Below are 23,078 nucleotides of genomic sequence, written 5' to 3' on the forward strand. Positions count from 1 at the left end.
ACAGATGGAGTTTCCATCTTTTTTTATACATAAAAAGCACACTTACCGTGTGCTTTTCTTCTTATGCGCTGTGATTATGGTATAACTGCTAGCATTAATGGTTAACGTCACACCATCCAAACTAACATACCAATTTTTACCTGTTCTTGTTATTTCGCTTTCTGGATTTAAAACAAATTCTTTGCACCATTCAACGACATCAATCACCTCTAAGTTCAAATTTCGTTTAATCCGTACAACTCCAAGTTCAGTTGTTTTTAACTTTGTTACATTAGCAAGCAATATTTCTGGGTTATTCATCCATATCAGCAAACTGACTATTATAAAGAGAAGCATAGAATCCATCAAGCGCTAGAAGTTCCTCATGGTTTCCTTTTTCAACAATATCACCATGATCCATGACTAGAATCATGTCAGCATTACGAATGGTTGATAAACGGTGCGCAATAATAAAACTAGTACGACCCTTCATCAAGACATCGAGTGCTTTTTGAATTAAGACTTCAGTTCGTGTATCAACAGAAGATGTCGCTTCATCCAAAATCATTATTTTAGGATCAGCTAGAATTGCTCGAGCAATGGTGAGTAATTGTTTTTGTCCTTGTGAGACATTGCTTGTTTCTTCGTTTAGCTCTGTTTCATAGTTATCAGGTAAGGTACGAACAAAGTAATCAACCTGAGCTTCTTTCGCTGCTTCAATGACTTCTTCTTCACTAGCATTTAAGTTACCATAGCGAATATTTTCCATGATTGTTCCTGAATACAACCAAGTATCTTGTAAAACCATCCCTATTATTTGACGCAAGTCTTGACGTTTCATATCTTTAATATCAACACCATCAATTCTTATCGACCCTTTATTAACATCATAGAAACGCATTAATAATTTAACAAGCGTAGTTTTTCCAGCACCTGTTGGACCTACAATCGCGACAGTTTGGCCTGCTTTCACATCTGCGATAAAGTCATTAATAATCATTGTTTCACCATCATATGAGAAACTCACATTATCAAATGTTACATTCCCTTCAATAGTACTAACATCTAAATCTTCAGTGACATCATCCACTTCTTCTTCATAATCTAAATAGTCAAACACTCTTTCTGCTGCCGCTAACGATGATTGGAACGTTGTTGACAAGTTTCCCAGTTGGGCAATTGGATTCATAAAGTTACGCATATACTGGATAAACGACTGAATTTCACCAACAGAAATTGCACCTTGACTTGCAAAATAGCCTCCCATAACACTGACCACAACATACCCCAAATTACTAATGAATGTCATAACAGGATTAACAAGACCGGAGAAGAATTGACTTTTCCAAGCGGCATCGTGAAGTTTATCATTCGCCGCTTCGAAGTCCTCAACCGATTTTTTTTCACCATTAAATGCCTTAACAATCACATGGCTTGAGTACATTTCCTCAACATGACCGTTTAATTTACCAATTTGACTTTGTTGATCTTTAAAAAAACCTTGAGATCGCTTAAAAATCGCAACCATCAACATGAATGACACCGGTAAAATAAGTAATGCAGCCAGAGTCATTTGCCAATTAATTGAAAACATCATGTATAAAATCCCAATAATTGTCGTAATTGATGTCATCAACTGAGTCAAAGTATTGGTGAGATTACCATCGATCGTGTCGATATCATTCGTAACGAGTGATAAGACGTCACCTGTATTGTTTTTATCAAAATAATCAAGGGGCAGCTTATTTATTTTTGCATGCATATCAGTCCGTAATTTGTAAGTTATATTATGAGAAATTCCAGCCATAATGAACCCTTGAATAGTGTTGAATAAGAATGAAACAATGTAAATTACAAGCAACCAAATTAATATCTCTGCAATCCTAGCAAAATCAACTCCACCTGTCCCCTGTACTTTACCTAATAAGCCATTAAACAATTCTGTTGTTGCTTCTCCCATTATTTTAGGACCAACAATTGAGAAGATTGTTGATAACAAAGCAAACACCAATACAATAAAAAACTTAATTTTATAGGGTCTCAATAAGTCCCAAAACCCTCTAAAGACACGTTTACTATCTTTTACTTTTGGATTCATGTTAGCGTCTTTCATTTTCAAGTTCCTCCTTTGTTAACTGTGAACTTGCAATCTCATAATAAGTTTCACATGATTTCAACAGTTCACTATGAGTACCTTTGCCAACTAATCGACCTTCATCTAACACTAATATCTGATCAGCATCGAGAATCGTATTAACACGTTGAGCAACAATAATCAGATTCGCATTTTCAAGGTTTTCATGAAGTGCTTGACGTAAATTTTGATCAGTTTTAAAATCTAAAGCCGAAAAACTATCATCAAAAATATAGATGGGAGCATTTTTGACAACGGCTCTTGCTATACTTAACCGTTGTTTTTGCCCACCTGAAACGTTTGTTCCACCTTGAGAAATTGCCATACTTAATCCTTCATCACTGTTTAAAACAAAATCTGATTGAGCAATTTTTAGAGCACGAATCATCTCTTCCTCTGTTGCATCTGCTTTTCCATATTTTAAATTAGATTCCACATCTCCGGAAATTAGAATTCCTTTTTGGGGAATATAAGCAATTTGCTCTCGAAGATCATGTTGATAAACAGCCTCAACATTGACACCATTCACTAAAACTTCTCCCTCAACCACATCAAAAAATCGCGGTATCAAGCCAATTAGTGTTGATTTTCCACTTCCAGTTGATCCAATAATTGCAGTTGTTTGTCCTGGTTTTGCGACAAAATCGATCGCTTCCAAGACATATTCTTTTGCATCACCATATTTAAAAGAAACATTTTTAAATTCAACATATCCTGTTTTATCTTCAATAAAATCAATCGACTTCTCAGGGTCTAAGATCGCATTCTCTTTAGAAAGCACTTCATCAATACGGTTCATCGAAACGATAGCTCTTGGGATAAAAATAAACATCATCGAAATCATCAAGAAGGAGAATATAATTTGCATGGTATATTGCATAAAAGCCATCATGTCTCCAATTTGTAGTAAACCATCTGAAATTTGTTGAGAGCCAAACCAAATAATGCTTAACATGGTAATGTTCATCATAAACATCATCAATGGCATCATTAGCGACATGAGACGGTTTACAAATAAGGTTAAATCTGATTTGTCTTTATTTGCTTTATCAAACCGTTTATTCTCAAAGTCATGATTACCAAACGCTCGGATAACCATAACTCCGCTAAGATTTTCTCTAAAAACAAGGTTCAAGCGGTCAACAAAATCTTGCATAATCTTGAACTTAGGGACAGCGACAATAAAAACAACTCCTAGTAAGATCGCTAGTGCAGCAACTGCAACAATAATAATCCAAACCATTGTCGTATCACGATTTAGAATCATGATTATTCCACCAATAGCCATGATAGGGGCATAGAAAAACATTCGAATCCCCATCAAAATAACTTGTTGGATTTGATTGACATCGTTTGTCGTTCTAACGACCAGTGACGATGAAGAAAACTCATCAAACTCACCATTTGAGAAACTTTCAACTTTTTCAAAGACATCTTTTCGTAAACTACGAGCAAATCCTGCTCCAATTTTTGAAGAAAAATAGGATACACCGATGGTCGCAACCATTCCTATTAATGTAATAACCATCATGATGCCACCTGTTTTTAAAATATATTTATTTTGCATTGAATCTAGACTTACATCTAGATCCTTGTAAAACATCTTAGAAAAAACAACACCCGTTTGAAGTTTTAAGCTATCTTCCATCTTGCTTGCTTCTTCATACGCAGATGTCTTGTCCATAAGTTGGAACATAGGTGTTAACTGATAAAGCTCTTGAGGATTAAAATCACCCGACAAGTCACTTTCTAAGCTAGTTTGTCCACTCTCTTTAGCAATATTCATCATCGTCCATGCAGCTTCTCCCACAAGTAAGTCTGCTTGATCGCGATCGATATCTGTCTTAACAATATACAACTCTTTTTCTTTTGTATACATATCTTTCAACGTATTACCCTGTTTTTCGGGCAACAGTGAAACAATAAAATCCATACCATCCTGTGTAAGCCTGTCTGGACTTGCGTGTTCAATACCGTTTTGTTGAATACCAACATTAACGATATCCGACATATAATTTGGCAACTTTAAATCAGCAAACGCTTGTACAAAGAGTAAAACGATTGCAAGCAGTAGCACGGATACAAAAGGTTTTAAATGCGAAAATATCCTTTTCATACATACCTCGATTCTTTTTTGATAAGTAAAAAGCATATGTCTTCAAAAACCCCAAATGCCTAATGCACCAAAGATTAATGTATGAACATACGCTCTTGACTTCTTTTATTATACTCTAGCTTTACAAGTCTTGCAATTCGTTTAAATTTCCGTTTTCCATTTTATAAACACAATCTGCAATTCTCATTGTGGATTGTCGATGAGAAATTATAACGATTGATCGCCCATCTTTATTCTCATGTAACGACTTTAAAATCATGGCTTCCGACAAACTATCCAAGTTACTCGTGGGTTCATCTAAAATCAAAAGAGGGCTTTTTGACAAGAACATTCGTGCCAATGCTAATCGCTGTTTTTCGCCTGATGAAACATTCTCTCCCATTTCTTCGATTTTGGTCTGATATCCATATTCTAAGCCTTCTATAAAGTCATGGACCGCTGCTTGATGAGCTGCATTTTCAACCATTTCTTGTGTGAATCCATCTTGGAACATTGTGATGTTTTCGAAAATTGTACCTGTAAATAAATTTGTTGACTGAGTCATATATCGTTGGTTTTTCCGTAAACTTTGGGTTTCAATTTCTTTTATGTTGATATCATTCATCGCTATAAATCCATCATCCACATCCCAAAAACGCATTAATAATTTAGCTAATGTTGATTTTCCCGAACCACTTTCTCCCATGATTCCAATAATCTGACCCTGCTCAACTTTCAAAGAAATTTCATCTAAGACCCTTGTCTCTTCATATGAAAACGTTACATCGCTCACATTCAAGTCCTTATAGTCTAAACATACTCCGTCAGTATTGTCATAAATCATTGGATCTTCTTGCAATAAGTCATTAATCCTCATAATACTACCGATCGTTTGATTTAAGTCTAAACTTAAATTTCCCAGTGCAAGTGAAGGACCAAATGAACTTATATGAATTACTAAGATAACCATCGCGAAAGCACGACTTTGCTGAAAGCCTAAAACAAGCACAACAATTAAACTTAAGTAAATGATTAAATCTGTCAAAACCATACTAATACCATAACTTTGCTTAACCCTTTCTTGTATCTTAGTATTCGCAATGCTCAAAGTATTTAGTTTTTCTTTTCGAGCTTCTAGTCCAGAGAATTGGCGAAAACCTTGGTAATTATGAATCCCTTCGAGTAATAAACTATTGAACTGACCAAGGTGATTTCTATACTTTAATCCCAAGTTTTTATTCAGATTACCAAAATACATCGGTATAAATACACTTAACAAAAGGTGAGTCACAAGACTCACAAGCCCTATTTTAAAATCTATCATCGCCAGTGCGATAATAACAAGACTATTAAATAGAAAGGCAATAACAAGAGGTGATAAAGTATGCGCATAAAAAACCTCAATCAGCTCAATATCACCTGTTGCTAATGCGATAATATCCCCTTGGTCTTTCCCTTCTAATTTAGCCGGAGCTAATTCTCTTAATTTTTCAAACACACTCACTCGAATATCAGCGAGAACATGAAATGCAATGTAATGATTCATGAGTTGTTCACCATACCTATACACACCCCTGAAAACACCAGATCCAATAAGCAATACCAAATAGACTGGATGAAAGGGTTGAGTTATTAAAACCACGCCTAAGACTGGAATCATCAATGCTGATAAATGACCTAATAATCCTAAAAATATAGCAACTATCATCGGTCCATGAAGTGATTTTAAGCGATGAATCATCGTCCAAAGTTCCTTGAGTTTATTCATAGGTCACCTCTTTACCCATAAAAGATAAATAGGTTTCTTGTTGCTTATACAAGTTGAAATAGCATGATCTGTTGGAAAGTAATTCATCATGTGTTCCAGATTCTACAAGACGGCCTTTGTCTAGAACCATTATCTCATCTGCCTTTTCAACGTTTTTTAATTGATGGGAAATCATTAAAACAGCTTTCCCCTTTAACAACAACGCATCAACAAAATCAAGGACAATCTTTTCACTTTCCATATCCAAACTTGACGTAAACTCATCGAGTATAAAGACAGATGGATTCAATAGTACAGCACGAGCAAAGGCAATACGCTGTTTCTCTCCGCCCGATAAATTAGCACCTCGTTCATCAATATCCAAATCAAGCGATAAGTGGTCAAGTTTTAACTTATCCAAAACGACACGACACATTTGTTTATCATAATCTTCTTTAATTCGTAAATTTTCAGCCAGTGTCCCTTTAATTATAAATGCGTCACTGCCTAAGTAAACAATCTCATCATAAAGATTCTTTTTATCCAATGGTTCTTGAAATAAACATATCTCACCACTATTTGGAACTAAATCATTCATGATAAGTTTTGCTACTGTACTTTTTCCAGATCCACTTACACCAACGATTGCCTGAAACATTCCTGTTTTTAAAACTATATCGATGGCCTCTAAACCAAAATCAGGATATTTAAAACTAACGTTATTTAAGCTCAATATGTCCTCAACTTGGACATATTGATGGTTTTTTCTTTCATAACATTCCATGTTTAGAATCGCCTCAAGACGTTCATGTGCAGCAATTCCATTCATAGCAACGTGAAAATAAGAACCTAATCGTCGCATAGGTAGAAAAAAATCTGCAGAAAGTAGAATAATGATCAACACCCCATAAACCGTAATTAAACCGTCAGAGTATTGACGATAAGACATAAGCACCGCAATCATTGCACCCCCATACGCAACTAAATCCATCATCGCAATTGAATTCAATTGCATCAATAAAACACGCATCGTTGCTTGTCGAAATGATTCGGATTCTTGCTCCATTTCCATTGACTTTAACCCATCAACACCGTATATTTTTAAATCTGTCAATCCCTTCACATTTTCAAGAAAACTGTCGCCTAACTGTGTATAACTATCCCAATATTTATTAAGAATTCGTTTCGCTATTTTTTGTATCGCAATAATCGAAAGCGGAATTAAAGGGACTCCCAGTAGTAAAACAATAGCTATTTTGAGACTGTATACACGTATCACAGAAAATAAAATCAAAGGAGCAACCATACTATAGACAAACTGTGGTAAATACAACGAAAAATACGAATCTAAATGTTCAATTCCTTCTGTTGATACTTGAGACATGGTGGAACTAGACATTGACTTACTTTTTCTATATCCACTCGAAAGTAGAACATTCAAGAGATGTTCACGTAAAGATACCTTGACTAAACTTGAAATGTGTTGCGTCATCTGTATATCCAAGTAAACAACAAATGCTTTTATAATGATAAACACTATAAGCATCCAATAAATTTCCCTTGCTAGCAAACTATCAACGAGATAAAATACAATTTTAATGTTTAATATTAGGTTAATAATTTTTAATAGTGTCGATGAGACAATTGCTATTTTGCTTTTAGGAACAAGCTTCAATAAATCCTTCTTAATCATCACATTCTTCCTCTTCACACGTTTTAATCAAAACTAAAAATGTATAATACTTAACAACAACTAATAGAGTGATAATTACACGAGCCCACCATCGTCCTGAAAAATAAAAAGCAAACATCATCAAAACTGTCGCAAGCATTAATATTTTTATCTTAGATTTCTTAGTCATAGTTCGTGTCTCAACAAAATCTTCTAAATTATTTTTATATAAATTTGATTGCGTGATTCTACGGTGAATTCGAGTCGAACCTTTTGCCGCTAGTAAGGATGACAATAGCAAAAAAGGAGTCGTTGGCCATACTGGAATCACAACCCCAACCACCCCTAGCACAAGAAAAAAAAGTGACGTAACAATATATAATGATTTGATAATACCACTCCTACCTCTATCTATTATAAGACCATCTCTTTAAAAAAGAAAGGATTGCTTAAAACCCTCTGGATAGTGATTATCAGTATCTAATTGATTAAGGAAAAAGTCACTCAATCGAGTGACTAATCTTACATTTTTTCAACTGTTTGAATTCCTAATTTATCGAGATTAAATGTTAATATCTTAGTTGTTGCTTGCATCAGTCCCAGCCATGATGCTTGACGATTTCTATCTTTTTCTTTTGCAATATTATTTTCCGCATAAAATTTAGCAAACGCCACAGAAATTTGGTATGTTGACTCAGCCACCACGTTGGGAGACTGTTGGGTTACAGCTGTATTAAATACTTCGGGATTCTTTAACAGACGAAGAATTAGATTTCGGTCATATTGGTTCACTATCTCAGAAACAACTAATTGTTTGTTGACATTCATTTTTTCAAGAATGGCTAATATACGAACATTATTATAAAGAATATAACTTCCTGTCTTTCCTTCAAACGATAAAAATTTTTCAATATCGAAAACATAATCAAGGCTTGGATGGTTTATAAGATCCCCAAACTTTATAGCCGCAGTTCCTATTTTCAAAGCATCCAATTCACTTGGGTTTTTTTGAGTTAATGCTAACGTTTTAAACGACTTGTCTTGAACTAGTTGCAACAAACTCGAAAGACTCATAACTCCACCATCTCTTGTTTTAAATGGTTTACCATCTGGGCCATTCATTGTACCAAATCCTAAAAAGTTGAAATCAGTATCCTCACTCACCAGATTTGCTTTCCGTGCAACTCTAAACACTTGTTCAAAGTGAAGCCCTTGTCGTTTGTCCACAACATACCAATACTTGTCAGGTGTAAAATCTCTTTCTCTTTGAATGATCGTCGCTAAATCAGTGGTCGCATAAATACTAGAACCATCACTTTTCTCAACAATAACTGGTGGCATTGGAGATTTGTCTTCATCCGTTAAAATATCCACAACTAAAGCACCTTCGCTTTCACGAATTAGGTCCTTTTGTTTCAATATCTCCATTAATTGTGGAATATACACATCTGCATCACTTTCCCCATACCAATAGTCAAACTCTACATCCAATTTATCATAATCTTTCTTAATATCTTGTTTTGATGCTGAAATAATCTTTTTCCATAAGAAGCGATAACCTTGATGCCCTTCTTGAAGTCGAGCCGTAATTAACCGCGCATCTTTTAAATACTGATCATCTTCTTTACTTTTGGCACTAGCATACGGATAAATTTCATAAAGATCCTCAGGATAAACTTCAATAGTTAAATGATTGGTCTCTTCAAAATCATCTGAAAAACAAGCCCATTCAGGATTTCTCGTCTGCAATTCGAGGATAACTAAACCAATTGGTAAACCCCAATCACCTAAATGAATATCTCCAATGACATCATAACCACTTGTCCTAGCAATTCTCTTCATTGCTTCTCCAATGACAACTGATCGTACGTGACCAACATGTAACGGCTTAGCCACATTAGGACCACCGTAATCCATAATGATTGATTGACCAACTCCAATTTGCTTAATCCCTAATGTTTTACTTGCCATCATTTCAGACAAAGAATCTAGTAAAAATTCGTCGGTTACATCAATATTAATAAAACCTGGAGGAGCAAACGTAACATTTTTTAGATGTGGGTTTCTTTCAAGAATTTCAATAACACGCTCACATACAATTTTAGGATTAATTTTTTCTTCTTTCGCAATCACAAACGAATCATTGGATTGAAACTGACATAAATCTGGGCGTTTAGATTCTGTAACCTGACCATGATTAGGATAACCTGCTTCAGCAAAACACACACTAACAATTACATTAATTTTTTCTAATAGAGACATAATAAACCCACTTTCTATTTCTCATTATTATAACTTACCTCAAGACCATTTGCATCCGTTAAATGAAAAATCTTCGATATTATAAAAAAACCACTTGAAGTGGTTAAGATGTTATTTCAATCACACGTTCTTGTGGATTGTTAAATGTTTTTATGTAAAGGATAGTTTTACCCAACTTATTGGTTACTACACTTTCGGTCATTATCATTGGAGAATTAATAGGAACCTCCAACATACGAGCATACTTCATTGGTACGATAATAGGATTAAACCTATAATTTGTCGTATACTGTGCAATTGCTTCATCTAATTTTTTCCAATCGCGAAGATTGTCGACTTCTTCATCTGTGAGTCGATTCCTACTTGCGTAGAATTCTTCAACCGCAACAGGTTTCTTATCATCAAGCATAATTCGAATCATTCTAATAATCTGATCATTGGGACCGATTCCAAGAATATCTTGCACCTCGTTGCTTGACGATGCTTTTAAATCAAAATAAAATATTTTATAGTCTAAGTGTTCACTTTGTTGTAATGTATTCTTTCGAATTAATTTTTTATCAGCAATAAATGTTCCTTTATTTGAATCCCGATACAAGTACCCTTCCTCAACTAAATCATTAACTGCTCTTCTAACCGTCATCCGACTGGCTCCATGTTGAACAGCAAGATCTCTCTCACTTAGTAATGGAGAATTAGCTGGCTTGTCCTTAATTTCTTCGATTATGTCATTTTTAATTCTTTGATAAATAGGAATTCCCATTTAGGACAACCACCTTTCCTGGATAATCAAATTAGATTACTTTTCTTCATTTAATAAACGTTGTAATTGATCAAACATGATGTTAATTCTCTTTTTACTTGATCTTTTGTATATAAAATTTCCCAACTTAAAATTCCACTGATTCATTTTTTTGGGACTGTCAAAACTTTCCTGATAGATAAGATTGAATGACTCTGAATCATTATCACTTAATGAATACGATAAACGATTAGTTCCTTGATTACTCTCAAAACGAGCTTGGTAAAATGTTGGTACTTCGAGTTCATCGATCACCACGTTCACACTGCCATCTTTACCTAGCCGATTCGGCAATATTTTTACATAGGAATACCCAGAATGAATATCATCCACAGTGACCTCTGTTTCAGTTTCTTGATTAATATCATGAATAAGTGCTTCTAATATTATATCAAAACATTCTTCTTTTGTCCCTTTTAAGATTTTAGTAACTTCCATTGCTAATCCTTCTTTCGTTTAAATATCATCAATAAAGAAATAATAATAAGCGAGACGCCTAAAAACAAATAATTGATATTCAAGCCATCACGCATAGAGACCATTACAAAGATCCCCCCAATACTTAACATTGCAAATGCCCATTCTTTCATAGTTTAATACCCCACTACTATATTAGCACAAATAAGAGAGGACTAGCCTCTCTTATTATGCAAAGCTATTTTAATTTTGTTTGTATTCTACCTTATTCGCAACAATGACGAATATTCCCCATAGAACAACTGAGAGCACTAAGTTAAACAATGCTAGCAAGGCTGCAGGGAACGAGAACCCTGTTGCCATCCATGCATAAATAACTGGTGGCATGACCCATGGAACTTCTAGGAATACTGGCGGAACTAATCCAATACTTGTTACACCATAAGCGATTGTCGCAAGGATTGCTGGTACGAAAATCCAAGGAATTAAATAAATAGGGTTAAGAACAATCGGTAATCCAAAGATTACTGGTTCGTTAATATTAAACACACCCATTGGCGCACTTAGCTTAGCTACAGCACGATCTTCTGCACGTTTTGAGAAGATTAAGATTGCAATAATTAAACCAATTGTTGCTCCTGAACCACCCATCCAAATAAAGGCATCAAATGATCCACGAGTCCAAATATGTGGTAAATCTTTAACAGAACGACTTGCGTTATATGCGTTTGTGTTTTCTGTCAAAGCAATTTTATAAATTCCATCTAACGCTGGTGCTAATACGTTTGGACCATGTAATCCAAAGAACCAGAAGATTGAAACAAAAACTGTTAACATTAAGACTGATGCTAAACTCTGTGAAACGCTCAAGAATGGCATCTGTACGTATTTAAGAATTAAATCTCCAAGACCTGCTCCAAAGTATGTAGTTGTAACATATGCAATTGCACCGACAACATATAAAGCAATTGTACCTGGAATGATCGAAGCAAACGCTTTTGAAACTGCTGGAGGTACTTCGTCCGGCAATTTAATTGTAATGTTTTTAATCATTAATTTTGAGAATGTAATGGTTGAAATAAAACCAACAATCATTGCAGTAAACAAGCCCTTAGCATCTAGATACGCCCAGTTCAAGAATCCCCATCCTGTAACTGCTGCATCAAATCCTTCAGGTGTAAATGTTGCAACTTGAGGTGTTACAATAATAAATGCTGAAAGTGAAACTAATCCACCTGCAAGCGGTGTAACATCATATGCTTTCGCTAACTGATAACCAATCGCAAACGAGAAAACCAAGGCTAACATTGCTAAGGTTCCCCACCAAATGTTTCCGTTGATCCCAATTAACCAACTAAATGCTTCTGTAATACCATCTAAACCAAACTTTCCTGGTAAATCTCTTACCAATGCGTTTAGTAATACTGCAATTGCTCCTGCCATCGTAATTGGCATGATGCTAATAAATGCATCACGAATAGCAATTAAATGCTTTTGTGATCCAATTTTCATTGCAACTGGAACGAAGTGTTTTTCCATCCAGTTCGTAAACTTTTCCATATTTCCCTCTCCTTTTCGATCCTAAGATCTAATGTATCGTGTTGTGATATCGGCAACACTTTTTGTTTTCTTGCTGGTATATACCACAAGTACATTAACAATATAGCATATGCTTTTAGGATTGTAAACGATTTCAGAGTAAATAATGTTTTTTTTGTGTGATGGCCTTTATATGATATTTGTAGATACCGCTTAAAGACTGCATATTCATCATTTTTATAATCAATATTCTTTTATCAATTTATTAATTATCAACGTTTCTATAGACATTTTTTCATTAACTGGACCAACTCATCGTGGTATACCACCCTCATAAAACCATAGCAATTCACCTCGATTATCGATACAATATGTCTAAACACAAAAAAGGAGAACAACATGAATAATCAAATTTTTGATCAGTCATCAAATGAATACGATGAATGGTTAACCACTCATTTAGGAAATCATATCCATACTTTGGAATTAGAAACACTCTTTAAATCAATTACAATCAATCCCGGACAGACTTTTCTTGAAATCGGTGTCGGAACTGGAAATATTGCTAAAGAATTACTGAATGCGGGTGCCCATGTCACAGGCATCGATGTTTCAAAAAACATGTTAGATGTCGCAAAACAAAAATTCAAACACAACGAGATTGAACTACATCACATGAACGCAGACAAGCTTTTATTTTCAGACTCTAACTTCGACTCTACCATTGCATTTACATCATTAGAATTTATGGATGATCTCATCGCTACTATTCAAGAAATGAAACGCGTAACCAAAAAAGATGGACAAATTATTGTCGGTTTTTTGAATCAAGGAAGTCGATGGGTCAACATGTACGAATCCGAAGCAATGAAAGGCAGCGTTTATGATTATGCTACATTTTATACAAAAGATGAGTTAGAAAAAGATTTTTCATTGCCAATTACTTCTTATCAAGAAACACTATTTACACCACCTGGACTCCTTGATGATTGTTATACAACTGAATCAAATACCTTTTACCAACATCAGAATGAACGCGGTGGTTTTGCAGTAATCGTTTTTATAAACAAATAGACTTTGTGATATAATAATTCAAAAGGAGAGTCACTATGATAAAGCGATGTGATTGGGCAAACCATAGTCCACAAGAAATATATTATCATGATAACGAATGGGGAATCCCCGTTCACGATGATAACAAACTTTTTGAAATGTTGATTCTAGAAAGTATGCAAGCTGGCCTCAGTTGGTCAACGATCTTATCAAAAAGAGAAACACTCAAAGAAGCCTATGATAACTTTGACTATAAAATAATTGCAACCTATGATGATAATAAATACCATGAGTTACTCAACAATCCAGGAATTATTAGAAATAAACTAAAAATTAAATCTGTTATTACAAATGCTCATGCCTTTATGGAGATTCAAGAATCTTTTGGTTCCTTTGATCAATATATTTGGAACTTTGTTGATGGGACAACCATCAATAATTCTTGGAATAGTATTGATGAGGTCCCTGCAAAATCAGATTTATCCATTCAAATAAGTCAAGATTTAAAGAAACGAGGCTTCAAATTTCTAGGCCCTACAACCGTTTATGCTTTTATGCAAGCAACGGGTTTGGTCAATGATCATATGAATTATTGTTTTAAAAAGAAATAAAATTTCAAAAAAGCTGAGACAAATTTATTTTGTCCCAGCTTTTATTATATATATTATGGCGCGACTGAAAGGAATCGAACCTTCGACCTAGTGCTTAGGAGGCACTTGCTCTATCCTACTGAGCTACAGCCGCATGAGTAAAGACGTAGACCTTAGTCCCGCCTCATACGCTCATAAAGTTCCTTTGCAACAAATTCAGGCACAAAATCTTTTAAATCAGCACCATAACTTGCTAACTCACGTGCAACAGATGATGATATATATGAATATTTTGGAGATGCTACTAGAAATAATGTTTCAACATTTGGATTTAAAACTCGATTAGCAGTTGCTTGTTGAAGTTCAAGTTCATAATCCATCACCGCTCTGATTCCACGAACGAGAACACTACAATTCATCTTCGCAGCAAAATCAACCGTTAATCCATGGCCAATCACAACCTCAACATTTTTAAGATGTCCAATTGATTTTTCCACCAACTCTAATCGTTCATCCATTGTAAAAGTCCCTAATTTACTATCATTAAGCATGATTGCGACGACAACTTGATCAAACTTTGCTGAGCAACGTTCTATTAAGTCAATATGACCAATTGTAATCGGATCAAACGATCCTGGATACATTACTTTCATAGTGCCACCTCTTTCCTTTATGATTATACAACAGTTCATAAAAAAAAGAAACGCACTTGGGATACGTTTCTTTATTAGAAATATCAATCATTTCAGGAAGGAAATATAGTAATACTATTTTCTATGAGGAAATAGAGATTATGAATTTGATATTTCAATTTATTATAGTATAGATGTGATGGTCATCTATGGGACAATTATACCCTACACTTTTGTAAGAAGTCAATGAAATTTACATGAAAATGTAAAGTTTTCATTGTTTCATTTTGTTTCATTCAACGAAGAATATACGAACTTGCTCACGAATTGCATTAAGTTGCTCTTCTTCAGGATTCCACTGAACTTTAAGGGTCGCCATGATTTCACCTTCAGCATCTTCAACTTCTTTGGACCACGAATTCATCCACTCGCCACCGCCCCAATCATAAGAACCAAACAACACAACTTTCTTATTTGCTAAGAGTGGTTTGATATCTTCAAAGAAAGGTCTAAACTCTAATTCTTCTATATCCTCACCCGTCATCGCAGGCGATCCTAAAAATACCCAATCTGCCTCTTCAACATCACTAATTTCTGCATCACCCACAAAATCAAAACTCGGATCAAATCCCAATGACTCTAACTCATCCATAATTGTTTCAGCCATCATTTGTGTATTTCCTGTTCCTGTCCAATAGACAATTGCTTGTTTCATATAAAAACCTCCCTAAACAAGAAAAAATGTTAGACAAGCTAACATTTAATCACCTAATACTTCTTTGACTTGTTTTACGACTGCTTCACCATTCATCATACCATATGCTGCCATATCAATGACTTCAACTGGTTTTCCTGGTAATTGTTTTTGAACTGCACTTAAGTTAAAACGAACTTGAGGTCCTAGCAAGATAATATCTGCATCAGCACCTTCTCTGCTTGCCTCACTGACTGAGTAAGCTTCAATGTCTGCTTCATAACCTTGAGCTGCAGCTGCTTCACGCATTTTTGTAACAAGTAAGCTTGTTGACATTCCTGCTGAACATAACAATACAATTTTTCTCATAATACAATACCCTCCTTAGTCTTCCATATTATAACAACATTAAATCGTTTAGTCTAGATAAAGTCCTTGATAAATAGTATGTGTGATAAATTAGACAATTCCACTCAATACTCCCAAACTACTTTTTTTGATAACGCTTTCCTGAAAATCGTTCCTGGATATATTCAACATCAGCTAATGGTAAACGAACTTTAACTTCAGTCCCTTGAATCGCAAGCATTAATTTTCCTTTTTCGTAACGAACATGACTAACATGTTTGGTTAAAAACATGTGTTCAAGTAAGTAAATCATATTCTTACCCACAAACACATAACGGCGTGTATGTAAAAACGTCACAACAATCATGACTTGACCTAAAATCATAAGTTTAAATGAATTTGCCTCATTTGCTTTACTCACTAAAACAAATAAATCAAGAGCCACAACAACGAATAGCTCAACCCAAGAACGAAGATTGAGTTTCAATTCAATACTCGGATCAGTTTTTTTAGCTCTTGAAATCTTATATGAAACAATCACTAACAGTGCAAGTAAAATTAACTTAACCAATATATGTACCATAAACACCCTCATTTCTATGAAACATTATAACATAAAAATATGAGGTTCTAACATCAGAATCAGGCTCAATAAACAACCATATTTACGAAACTAATTTTTAACACACAGGTTTACAAAAAAAACTACCGCACCCTAAAGTGTGGTAGTTTTGATTTTAACCTTGCTAGAATGATTCCTAACAATACTTTTTAAAAAACTTATTTAATTTTTTTATGAATGTCAATTAATTCTGCTGCAATAATTTTTAAAACTTCTGCACTCATCATTTGATCTTCAGCATGGATTAACAATAAGTTAATGTCTGTTGAACCTTCGTTTTGTGCTTCTTGTTGGATTAATTGCGCATGAACACGGTGTCCTTCAACAAATTGCTCTTCACCTTCTGCCATTAATTCTTCTGCGCGGTCGAAGTCTCCTTCTTTTGCAGCTGCAATTGCTTCAACAAAGCTTGAGCGTGCTGAACCGTTAAATGAAATCATTTGAAAACTTAGTAATTCGATACCTTCCATCTTAATTCTCCTTTACTATCTTTACCATTATAGCATACTTTAATCCGATGATTTAGTAAACACTCTTGTGCTATAATTATCATATGGTGCCGACTAGAGGACTTGAACCCCCAACCTACTGATTACGATTCAGTTGCTCTACCAATTGAGCTAAGTCGGCCTGCAAGAATTATATTAATTTTTGACACAAATTGCAAGTTAAAGGAGGAAGTCTTATGAAATTATATATTAAACAGAAAGTCTTTACGTATAAAGACAAGTTTGAAGTTAGAAATGAACACTTTGATTTAGAATATAAAGTTGCGGGTAAACTTTTTGCTTTGTCAAAAAGATTTAATGTTGAGGATTCAAAGGGAAAAAGAGTTGCTAGCATCAAGAAAAAAATCTTTACCTTTAGACCTCATTACAAAATTACCATTGGCGATGAAACTTATACACTAAAACGTAACATCACTTTTTTTAAACACAAATATGTTATGAGTAACCTAAACTGGGTAACCTCTGGTGACTTTATTAATCGAAAGTATTCAATCAAAGATAAAAATACGACGATTATGAGCATGCAAAAACAATGGTTCAAATGGGGCGATAGCTATGAATTATCGATCAACCATCAACAAAATGCATTACTGAGTCTTTGTATCGCTATCGCAATTGATGCTGAACTTGCATCCGATAAAAAAATGGTTCGAAACAATCAACCCAAAAATACAGCTGCCTAAGCAGCTGTATTTTTTATTCAGAACATTTATTTATATGATCAATGTGTAGTTCTTTGAAATCTGTTAGATCGCCCTTTGATCGCCTTAATTCATGGCTTTCCAACTCAATAAGAACAATTTCAGCCGTCGATTGAATAATCGAACCAACTAAAAGATGTCCACCATAGACCTTGAAATTGGTATCACTCACGGCTGTATGGAGATGCATTCCTTGATTCGATAAAGTCCCTTCCATTGAAACAATTTCAAAAGGACCCTCCATTGTAAATAAAACTTGATCATACCCTTTTCTAAAAACTACACGTTGAAAACTTCCAACACATGTGCCAATATATGCAGCTTTAATCTCATGTTTCTTACAGTAATTGTGTAAACTCAAAACAAGATCTTCGCCTGGTAATAAACGCATAACATGTTCTTTCATTAAAACCACCACCTAATCCTATTATACTCCATAATAAAAAAAACACTCAATTAATTTGAGTGTTATAAATCTTCGTCGTGTAATTTAATGGCGGATGAAACATAACGAGCTACGTTGACACCATGATCTCCAATCCGTTCCAATATTCCTAAAATATCAATATAAATACTGCTTGCTACCTTGGTATCACAGATTCCTTCTGCCATACGTTGGAAGTGTTTTTCTCTGTATTTATCTTCAATCAGATCAAGATACTCTTCATCTCGAATTAAGGACTCAAATCCCGATAAATCTTCATGTTTGAATATTTCAAATGACCGGTTTAACATATCTAAGAGTAATTGATACATTGTATCTAAGTCTCTCATTGCATCAGCTGAAAACTCTTCTCTATTTTCATAAACCATATGATAAAACTCAACGAGATTGGTTGATAAATCACTCATCCGTTCATAATTTTTAATGATTTCTAAGTTTTTAGTATACGATTCAGCAATATGTCCTGACTGATTTCCTTGTTTCGCAATTTTTAACAGATAATCAGTTAAATCAGTATCAATCGCATTAACCATTTCCTCTAGTTGCAAGACGACTTCGTAGTCTTCATTTGATCCATTATGCAAATATGACTGCGTTGTTTCAAGTGATTCTAAAACTAAACTTGCCATATGCATCGTTGTACTTTTTGCAAGCTGCAACGCTCCTTCAGGAAATGTTGTAATTAAATTCTCATCGAGAGGTTCAATCTTTTCACGATTTCTCATTCGATCTTCACCAGGTATTAAGATTTCTAATAATTTAATAAACTTCGGAATAAATGGAATGACCAGTATCGCAAAAGTAAAGTTAAATAAGAAATGACTTAATGCGATTAAAAAAGTAGGACTCCCTTTTAAATAACCGTTTAACATAACAACAAAATTAGAATATGGTTGGAGAACCAACATAACAATCGTTGCTCCAGTAATATTAAATAGCGTATGAAATAACCCCGCACGCTTTGTAACGATTGATCCACCCATTGAAGCCATCAACGCCGTAACCGTCGTTCCGATGTTTGATCCCAAGACAAATGCAATCGCAGCCACAACATCCATTCCTCCAGAAGCGTAGATCTTCTGAACAATTGCAATGACAGCTGATGACGAGTTAATAATCGCCGTCGAGACCGTCCCTCCTAAGAGTGCAAGCCAAGGATGAGCCGACATGGTCATCATAAAACTTTCAAAAAATGCATAATCTTGTAATAAACTTAGTTTTTGACTCATTAGTTCTAATCCAACAAACGTAATACCAAAACCAAAGATCACAAACCCAATATTTTTATTTTTAGATCGTTTAGAAAAAACATAAATTAGCGCACCAATAAATACGAAATAGTACCCAAACTCATCAATTTCTAACCCAATCATTAGAGCTGTAACTGTGGTACCAACGTTAGCACCAACAGATATACCAATTGCTTGATTAAGCGTCATTAGACCCGCTCTAACAAGAGATATAGAAATAACAGTCGCCGCAGAACTTGACTGCATGATTGCAGTAATTCCAGCACCAACTAAAATTGCCATAAAAATATTACTTGTATACTTTTCAATATAATCACGAATTTTAGGTCCTGCCGCTTCTTTAAGCCCATCCCCTAAAAACGTAATTCCCAAGATAAATAAACCGAAACCACCCAAGATTACATTCAACCCCAAATCTTGTATTGATGGGTTCTGAGTTAATTGAACAATCATAGTTTCTCCTCCATAAGACCAACATAATAATAACATAAAATAACTTGATAAAACATCAACAAATATTGTTTAGTATGAATCATTTGTTTTTTCCATTCAAGCACGGCGACGTTTCGATCATCATCTCCTCCTCAAAGCGTTGCTCATAGCAAATTATTTGAGCATTAGAGAGTAAATCAAAACTAGAATTTACAATTTTTCGATACGCCAAGAACGCTGTATTCCACAGTTGGTTATAGCTCATCCCTTCATCTTTTTTCCTTAGTTCATTAAGAAGTTCAAAGAACATCACATTCGTCGCTTTCCCGGTACGTATTGCATCCAAAACCAGTGTTCCCCATACCGGATGTTTATCAAAATAGTTTGAGTTCTGATATTCAATACGCAAGCCATTATAAGTATCAAATGAATCAATGCTGTAATATTTTACCGAAACATTTTCTTCATTAATATCCAAGATTGCATAGCTATAGCCAGGACCATCTGCAGGCAGCCCTACCGAACCAGGATTTATAAACCGCTTACCTCTATACGAACAATCAAAGGCCTCATGAATGTGACCCATAATACAAATGTCAAATACTTCGTTGTCAATTAACCAATCAAAGGACTTTCTAAATGGTTTATCTTCCAACACACCATCGCCATGCAGCAACAAAATTTCTTGATCATGCACCTTCAATCGTAGAGATGTGCTCAACGTTTTAATAAACTGAAGCTCATCTTCTTGAAGTGATTCTCGCGTCCATTTTAAAGGCAATTGATTAATAGATATTTCTTCATTAAATGTCATCTCAGCAATTTTTTCTCGATTTCCAGCAATGATGTAATCACCTAATTTTGATACGATATCCAAAACCTTTGAATCATTGTTTCCATCTGATATATAATCACCTAGAAAAACAAAAGCATCAACATGAACACGACTAATTTCGTCTAGTACAAGATTTAAAGCAATGACATTAGAGTGAATATCACTCATCAAAGCAAATCTCATTATCATAACCACCATTCTTTTTTAGTTATATAATATCACATTATGGAAACATATAAAAAAACCTACTTCAAGAGAAGTAGGTGTTAATTTATAAATGGTGGAGCTTATCGGGATCGAACCGATGACCTCCTGCGTGCAAGGCAGGCGCTCTCCCAGCTGAGCTAAAACCCCATTTATATGTGATGCAGTAAACTTAGAATGGTGGGCCTGAATGGATTCGAACCAGCGACCTCACCCTTATCAGGGGTGCGCTCTAACCAACTGAGCTACAGGCCCATTCCTTGACTGCCTTAATAATATACCATTAAGAATTAGCTATGTCAACAGATTTCAAGAAAAACTTTAATCTTTTTTTAAACTCTCCATAAACCACTCTAATTAGGCTGTTTTACAAGAATACAAGAGGCATTTTAATGCCTCTTGTATCTGAATATACTACTGAATCGGTAAAAGTGAAAAACTTGATCGGGCTTCAATTTCATCACCTTCAACAAAGGTATTTATGTACTCATCAACGCCGAGTCTTCCGCCAAGTATTATATTAACTTGTAATCCCCCAAAACTATCTCTGACAATGTAATTGCTGCTCCCATTATAGATTTTATAACGACCAGGATCAATATCTTTCCCAACCGTTAATTTTCCTGCTGGATAGTGTTTAGGGGCCCCTTTTGACTTAATAATATCTCCTTCTAATCTTTTCTTGTCATTTTCTAATGACTTAATGTCATCACTCAAGCTTTTCTTATTCAAAGACAATTCAGATTCTTCGTCTTTTAACTTAGTAATCTTTGATTCTATTTCTTTTTGTATTTCTTCTTTCGATAACTCTAAGTTTGTTTCTTTAAGTGTTTTATTTTCTGATTCTAGACTTTTGATTTTTGGCTCCATGACCGCAATAGTTTCTCTTCGGTCTTTAAGCAAACTGCTAAGTTCTCTGTTAGTTTGTAAATGGTTAGAAATAATCAATACATGCATGATTAATCCCATCAATACCCCAATAATCAGTCCTATAACCAATTTTTTGTAATGTTTATCAACAAACATATTATATTTATTTTTCATATTTTCTCCTTAGTTTAAATGTATTCGTAAGATTGAACATCCCCTCAATCCATTTATGATTGCACAAAACAATTAAAATATCTTTCAATTAAGTCTGGAATTATATGCTCATCGTCATTACAAAGATTAGTTTGCTTCAATTTAAAATCGATCATTTCATATTTTTGTATCATTAATTGATTCTTGCATCGACAATCTTTTTCACATTCAAGTGAGTAAACGTGGTATAAAGCATCATGATAAACATGAGTTATTTCAGAAATCCAACCCGACTCTAATACCTCAAAGGGTTCATGAGAATTATTTTCATCAATCATTTCGATTAACAAAGGATTTCTATACAACTTCCAAATTCGATGATAATCCATATGCACTCAACTTTCTAACAAGGCCTTGTGAATTCAATTTAGCACTTATAAAAAAAGTTTGCAAGCGACTTTTTTAGAGCAAAATGTTTTCAAAACCTCAAAAAAACTCTACAAGCAAAACAATTCGCTCAAACGCACTACCTAAGCCTTATTATCGCTCTTTTTTCATTGGATCCAAAACATTTTGCTCCATTTTCTCTTAAAAATATTTTTATTTTTAACCGGTTTGGAACAGTTACCTTGGATTTCCTATGGTATGATACTCTCACTGATCAGTTAGGATGATAAGCATGAAAAATAAAGAATTGCTTGAACAAACATTAATATATATAGATAAAAACCTCGATAAACATCTGACATTAGAAATGCTTGCTGAAAAATATGGGTATTCTCCTTATCATTTTAGTCGTATTTTTTCATGGGCTTTAGGAATTTCACTCATGAACTATGTCAATAAACGAAAGATGGAATATGCTTGTTTCTACTTAAGTACTGAGATGAAAATTATAGATATTGCGTTAAGTTTAGGGTTCGAAACCCACTCTGGTTTTTCAAAAAGTTTTAAAAAAATCTATCATTGTTCACCTGAATCCTATCGATTGCATGCAAGCAAAAGTAAACCAGAACTAATCGATCTCAATCATTTAGATCGCTATGCTTTAGGAGGCATTATTATGAAACCAAGAATTATTGAACAAGATTAA

At 34.5% G+C, this 23,078-nt stretch carries 25 protein-coding genes and 4 tRNA genes; 4 read left to right on the forward strand and 25 right to left on the reverse strand.

From position 1 onward, the window contains the following. Positions 1–42 precede the first annotated feature (42 nt). The 11 genes from GVV10_RS03930 to GVV10_RS03980 all read right to left on the reverse strand — a co-directional run bounded on the left by GVV10_RS03930 (position 43) and on the right by GVV10_RS03980 (position 12,668). The gene (locus tag GVV10_RS03930; RefSeq protein ID WP_159519808.1) at positions 43–300 is read right to left on the reverse strand and encodes a DUF3781 domain-containing protein; all 258 of its coding nucleotides are present in this window, start codon (positions 298–300) and stop codon (positions 43–45) included. Continuing rightward, positions 293–2,092 carry an ABC transporter ATP-binding protein gene (locus GVV10_RS03935; protein ID WP_236261861.1) on the reverse strand — a complete coding sequence of 600 codons (1,800 nt, stop codon included), beginning with the start codon at positions 2,090–2,092 and terminating at the stop codon, positions 293–295. The genes GVV10_RS03930 and GVV10_RS03935 overlap by 8 nt, the downstream gene beginning before the upstream one ends. Then, positions 2,079–4,229 carry an ABC transporter ATP-binding protein gene (locus tag GVV10_RS03940; protein WP_159519812.1) on the reverse strand — a complete coding sequence of 717 codons (2,151 nt, stop codon included), beginning with the start codon at positions 4,227–4,229 and terminating at the stop codon, positions 2,079–2,081. The genes GVV10_RS03935 and GVV10_RS03940 overlap by 14 nt, the downstream gene beginning before the upstream one ends. A 121-nt stretch (positions 4,230–4,350) precedes the next feature. Next, positions 4,351–5,976 (reverse strand): ABC transporter ATP-binding protein, encoded by a 1,626-nt coding sequence (locus GVV10_RS03945; protein ID WP_159519814.1) that lies wholly within the window; start codon positions 5,974–5,976, stop codon positions 4,351–4,353. Then, entirely contained in the window at positions 5,969–7,648 is a 1,680-nt protein-coding gene (locus tag GVV10_RS03950) for an ABC transporter ATP-binding protein/permease (protein ID WP_236261868.1), read from the reverse strand. Before GVV10_RS03950 ends, GVV10_RS03945 begins: the two co-directional genes overlap by 8 nt. Continuing rightward, positions 7,641–8,045 carry a YbaN family protein gene (locus GVV10_RS03955; protein ID WP_328705626.1) on the reverse strand — a complete coding sequence of 135 codons (405 nt, stop codon included), beginning with the start codon at positions 8,043–8,045 and terminating at the stop codon, positions 7,641–7,643. Before GVV10_RS03955 ends, GVV10_RS03950 begins: the two co-directional genes overlap by 8 nt. Positions 8,046–8,149: 104 nt before the next feature. Further along, entirely contained in the window at positions 8,150–9,889 is a 1,740-nt protein-coding gene (argS, locus tag GVV10_RS03960) for an arginine--tRNA ligase (protein ID WP_159519820.1), read from the reverse strand. 103 nt (positions 9,890–9,992) lie between these two features. After that, positions 9,993–10,652 (reverse strand): GntR family transcriptional regulator, encoded by a 660-nt coding sequence (locus GVV10_RS03965; RefSeq protein WP_159519822.1) that lies wholly within the window; start codon positions 10,650–10,652, stop codon positions 9,993–9,995. A 36-nt stretch (positions 10,653–10,688) separates the two neighbouring features. After that, positions 10,689–11,129 (reverse strand): DUF3284 domain-containing protein, encoded by a 441-nt coding sequence (locus GVV10_RS03970; RefSeq protein WP_159519824.1) that lies wholly within the window; start codon positions 11,127–11,129, stop codon positions 10,689–10,691. 2 nt (positions 11,130–11,131) lie between these two features. Next, positions 11,132–11,281 carry an LPXTG cell wall anchor domain-containing protein gene (locus tag GVV10_RS03975; protein WP_159519827.1) on the reverse strand — a complete coding sequence of 50 codons (150 nt, stop codon included), beginning with the start codon at positions 11,279–11,281 and terminating at the stop codon, positions 11,132–11,134. 70 nt (positions 11,282–11,351) lie between these two features. After that, positions 11,352–12,668, reverse strand: a complete 1,317-nt coding sequence (locus GVV10_RS03980; RefSeq protein ID WP_159519829.1) for a PTS sugar transporter subunit IIC — start codon at positions 12,666–12,668, stop codon at positions 11,352–11,354. Positions 12,669–13,046: 378 nt separating this feature from the next. Here GVV10_RS03980 and GVV10_RS03985 point away from each other — a divergent pair, with 378 nt between their 5' ends. Together GVV10_RS03985 and GVV10_RS03990 are read left to right on the forward strand one after the other, a co-directional pair. Continuing rightward, positions 13,047–13,721: a class I SAM-dependent methyltransferase gene (locus tag GVV10_RS03985; RefSeq protein WP_159519831.1), complete on the forward strand. Its 675-nt coding sequence runs from the start codon at positions 13,047–13,049 to the stop codon at positions 13,719–13,721. Positions 13,722–13,756: 35 nt separating this feature from the next. Next, on the forward strand, positions 13,757–14,311 hold the full coding sequence (locus GVV10_RS03990; RefSeq protein ID WP_201289984.1) for a DNA-3-methyladenine glycosylase I: 555 nt from the start codon (positions 13,757–13,759) through the stop codon (positions 14,309–14,311). 56 nt (positions 14,312–14,367) lie between these two features. Here the strand turns inward: GVV10_RS03990 and GVV10_RS03995 are convergent. From GVV10_RS03995 to GVV10_RS04025, 7 genes are all read right to left on the reverse strand, one after another. Further along, positions 14,368–14,444: transfer RNA gene (locus GVV10_RS03995), tRNA-Arg, on the reverse strand. Between the two features lie 19 nt (positions 14,445–14,463). Then, positions 14,464–14,943: a pantetheine-phosphate adenylyltransferase gene (gene coaD / locus GVV10_RS04000; RefSeq protein ID WP_159519833.1), complete on the reverse strand. Its 480-nt coding sequence runs from the start codon at positions 14,941–14,943 to the stop codon at positions 14,464–14,466. A gap of 271 nt (positions 14,944–15,214) precedes the next feature. Further along, positions 15,215–15,637: a flavodoxin domain-containing protein gene (locus GVV10_RS04005; RefSeq protein ID WP_159519835.1), complete on the reverse strand. Its 423-nt coding sequence runs from the start codon at positions 15,635–15,637 to the stop codon at positions 15,215–15,217. A 45-nt stretch (positions 15,638–15,682) separates the two neighbouring features. Beyond that, positions 15,683–15,985 carry a PTS sugar transporter subunit IIB gene (locus GVV10_RS04010; protein WP_159519837.1) on the reverse strand — a complete coding sequence of 101 codons (303 nt, stop codon included), beginning with the start codon at positions 15,983–15,985 and terminating at the stop codon, positions 15,683–15,685. A gap of 118 nt (positions 15,986–16,103) precedes the next feature. Then, positions 16,104–16,547, reverse strand: a complete 444-nt coding sequence (locus tag GVV10_RS04015) for a hypothetical protein (RefSeq protein WP_159519839.1) — start codon at positions 16,545–16,547, stop codon at positions 16,104–16,106. A 197-nt stretch (positions 16,548–16,744) separates the two neighbouring features. Then, positions 16,745–17,056, reverse strand: coding sequence for a PTS lactose/cellobiose transporter subunit IIA (locus GVV10_RS04020; protein WP_159519841.1), 312 nt, complete (start codon positions 17,054–17,056; stop codon positions 16,745–16,747). 84 nt (positions 17,057–17,140) lie between these two features. Further along, positions 17,141–17,216 (reverse strand) — tRNA-Thr (locus GVV10_RS04025). A gap of 55 nt (positions 17,217–17,271) precedes the next feature. On the opposite strand from GVV10_RS04025, the gene GVV10_RS04030 reads away from it, so the two are divergent. Further along, entirely contained in the window at positions 17,272–17,778 is a 507-nt protein-coding gene (locus tag GVV10_RS04030; RefSeq protein WP_159519843.1) for an LURP-one-related/scramblase family protein, read from the forward strand. 13 nt (positions 17,779–17,791) lie between these two features. Here the strand turns inward: GVV10_RS04030 and GVV10_RS04035 are convergent, their stop codons facing one another. From GVV10_RS04035 to GVV10_RS04065, 7 genes are all read right to left on the reverse strand, one after another. Further along, positions 17,792–18,202 carry a PPC domain-containing DNA-binding protein gene (locus tag GVV10_RS04035; protein ID WP_159519845.1) on the reverse strand — a complete coding sequence of 137 codons (411 nt, stop codon included), beginning with the start codon at positions 18,200–18,202 and terminating at the stop codon, positions 17,792–17,794. Positions 18,203–18,264: 62 nt separating this feature from the next. Then, positions 18,265–19,944, reverse strand: coding sequence for a Na/Pi cotransporter family protein (locus GVV10_RS04040; RefSeq protein ID WP_159519847.1), 1,680 nt, complete (start codon positions 19,942–19,944; stop codon positions 18,265–18,267). Between the two features lie 79 nt (positions 19,945–20,023). Further along, the gene (locus tag GVV10_RS04045) at positions 20,024–20,941 is read right to left on the reverse strand and encodes a metallophosphoesterase family protein (protein ID WP_159519849.1); all 918 of its coding nucleotides are present in this window, start codon (positions 20,939–20,941) and stop codon (positions 20,024–20,026) included. Between the two features lie 95 nt (positions 20,942–21,036). Further along, positions 21,037–21,112: transfer RNA gene (locus GVV10_RS04050), tRNA-Ala, on the reverse strand. Positions 21,113–21,140: 28 nt separating this feature from the next. Then, positions 21,141–21,217, reverse strand: a tRNA-Ile gene (locus tag GVV10_RS04055). Between the two features lie 159 nt (positions 21,218–21,376). After that, on the reverse strand, positions 21,377–22,006 hold the full coding sequence (locus GVV10_RS04060; RefSeq protein ID WP_159519851.1) for a hypothetical protein: 630 nt from the start codon (positions 22,004–22,006) through the stop codon (positions 21,377–21,379). A 53-nt stretch (positions 22,007–22,059) separates the two neighbouring features. After that, positions 22,060–22,374, reverse strand: a complete 315-nt coding sequence (locus tag GVV10_RS04065; protein WP_159519853.1) for a hypothetical protein — start codon at positions 22,372–22,374, stop codon at positions 22,060–22,062. Positions 22,375–22,664: 290 nt separating this feature from the next. Between GVV10_RS04065 and GVV10_RS04070 the strand changes: the two genes are divergently transcribed. Further along, a complete protein-coding gene (locus GVV10_RS04070) occupies positions 22,665–23,078 on the forward strand; it encodes a helix-turn-helix transcriptional regulator (protein WP_159519855.1) in 414 nt (137 codons plus the stop codon).

This window comes from Erysipelothrix urinaevulpis, from assembly GCF_009828835.1.
GTDB lineage: Bacteria > Bacillota_I > Bacilli_A > Erysipelotrichales > Erysipelotrichaceae > Erysipelothrix > Erysipelothrix urinaevulpis.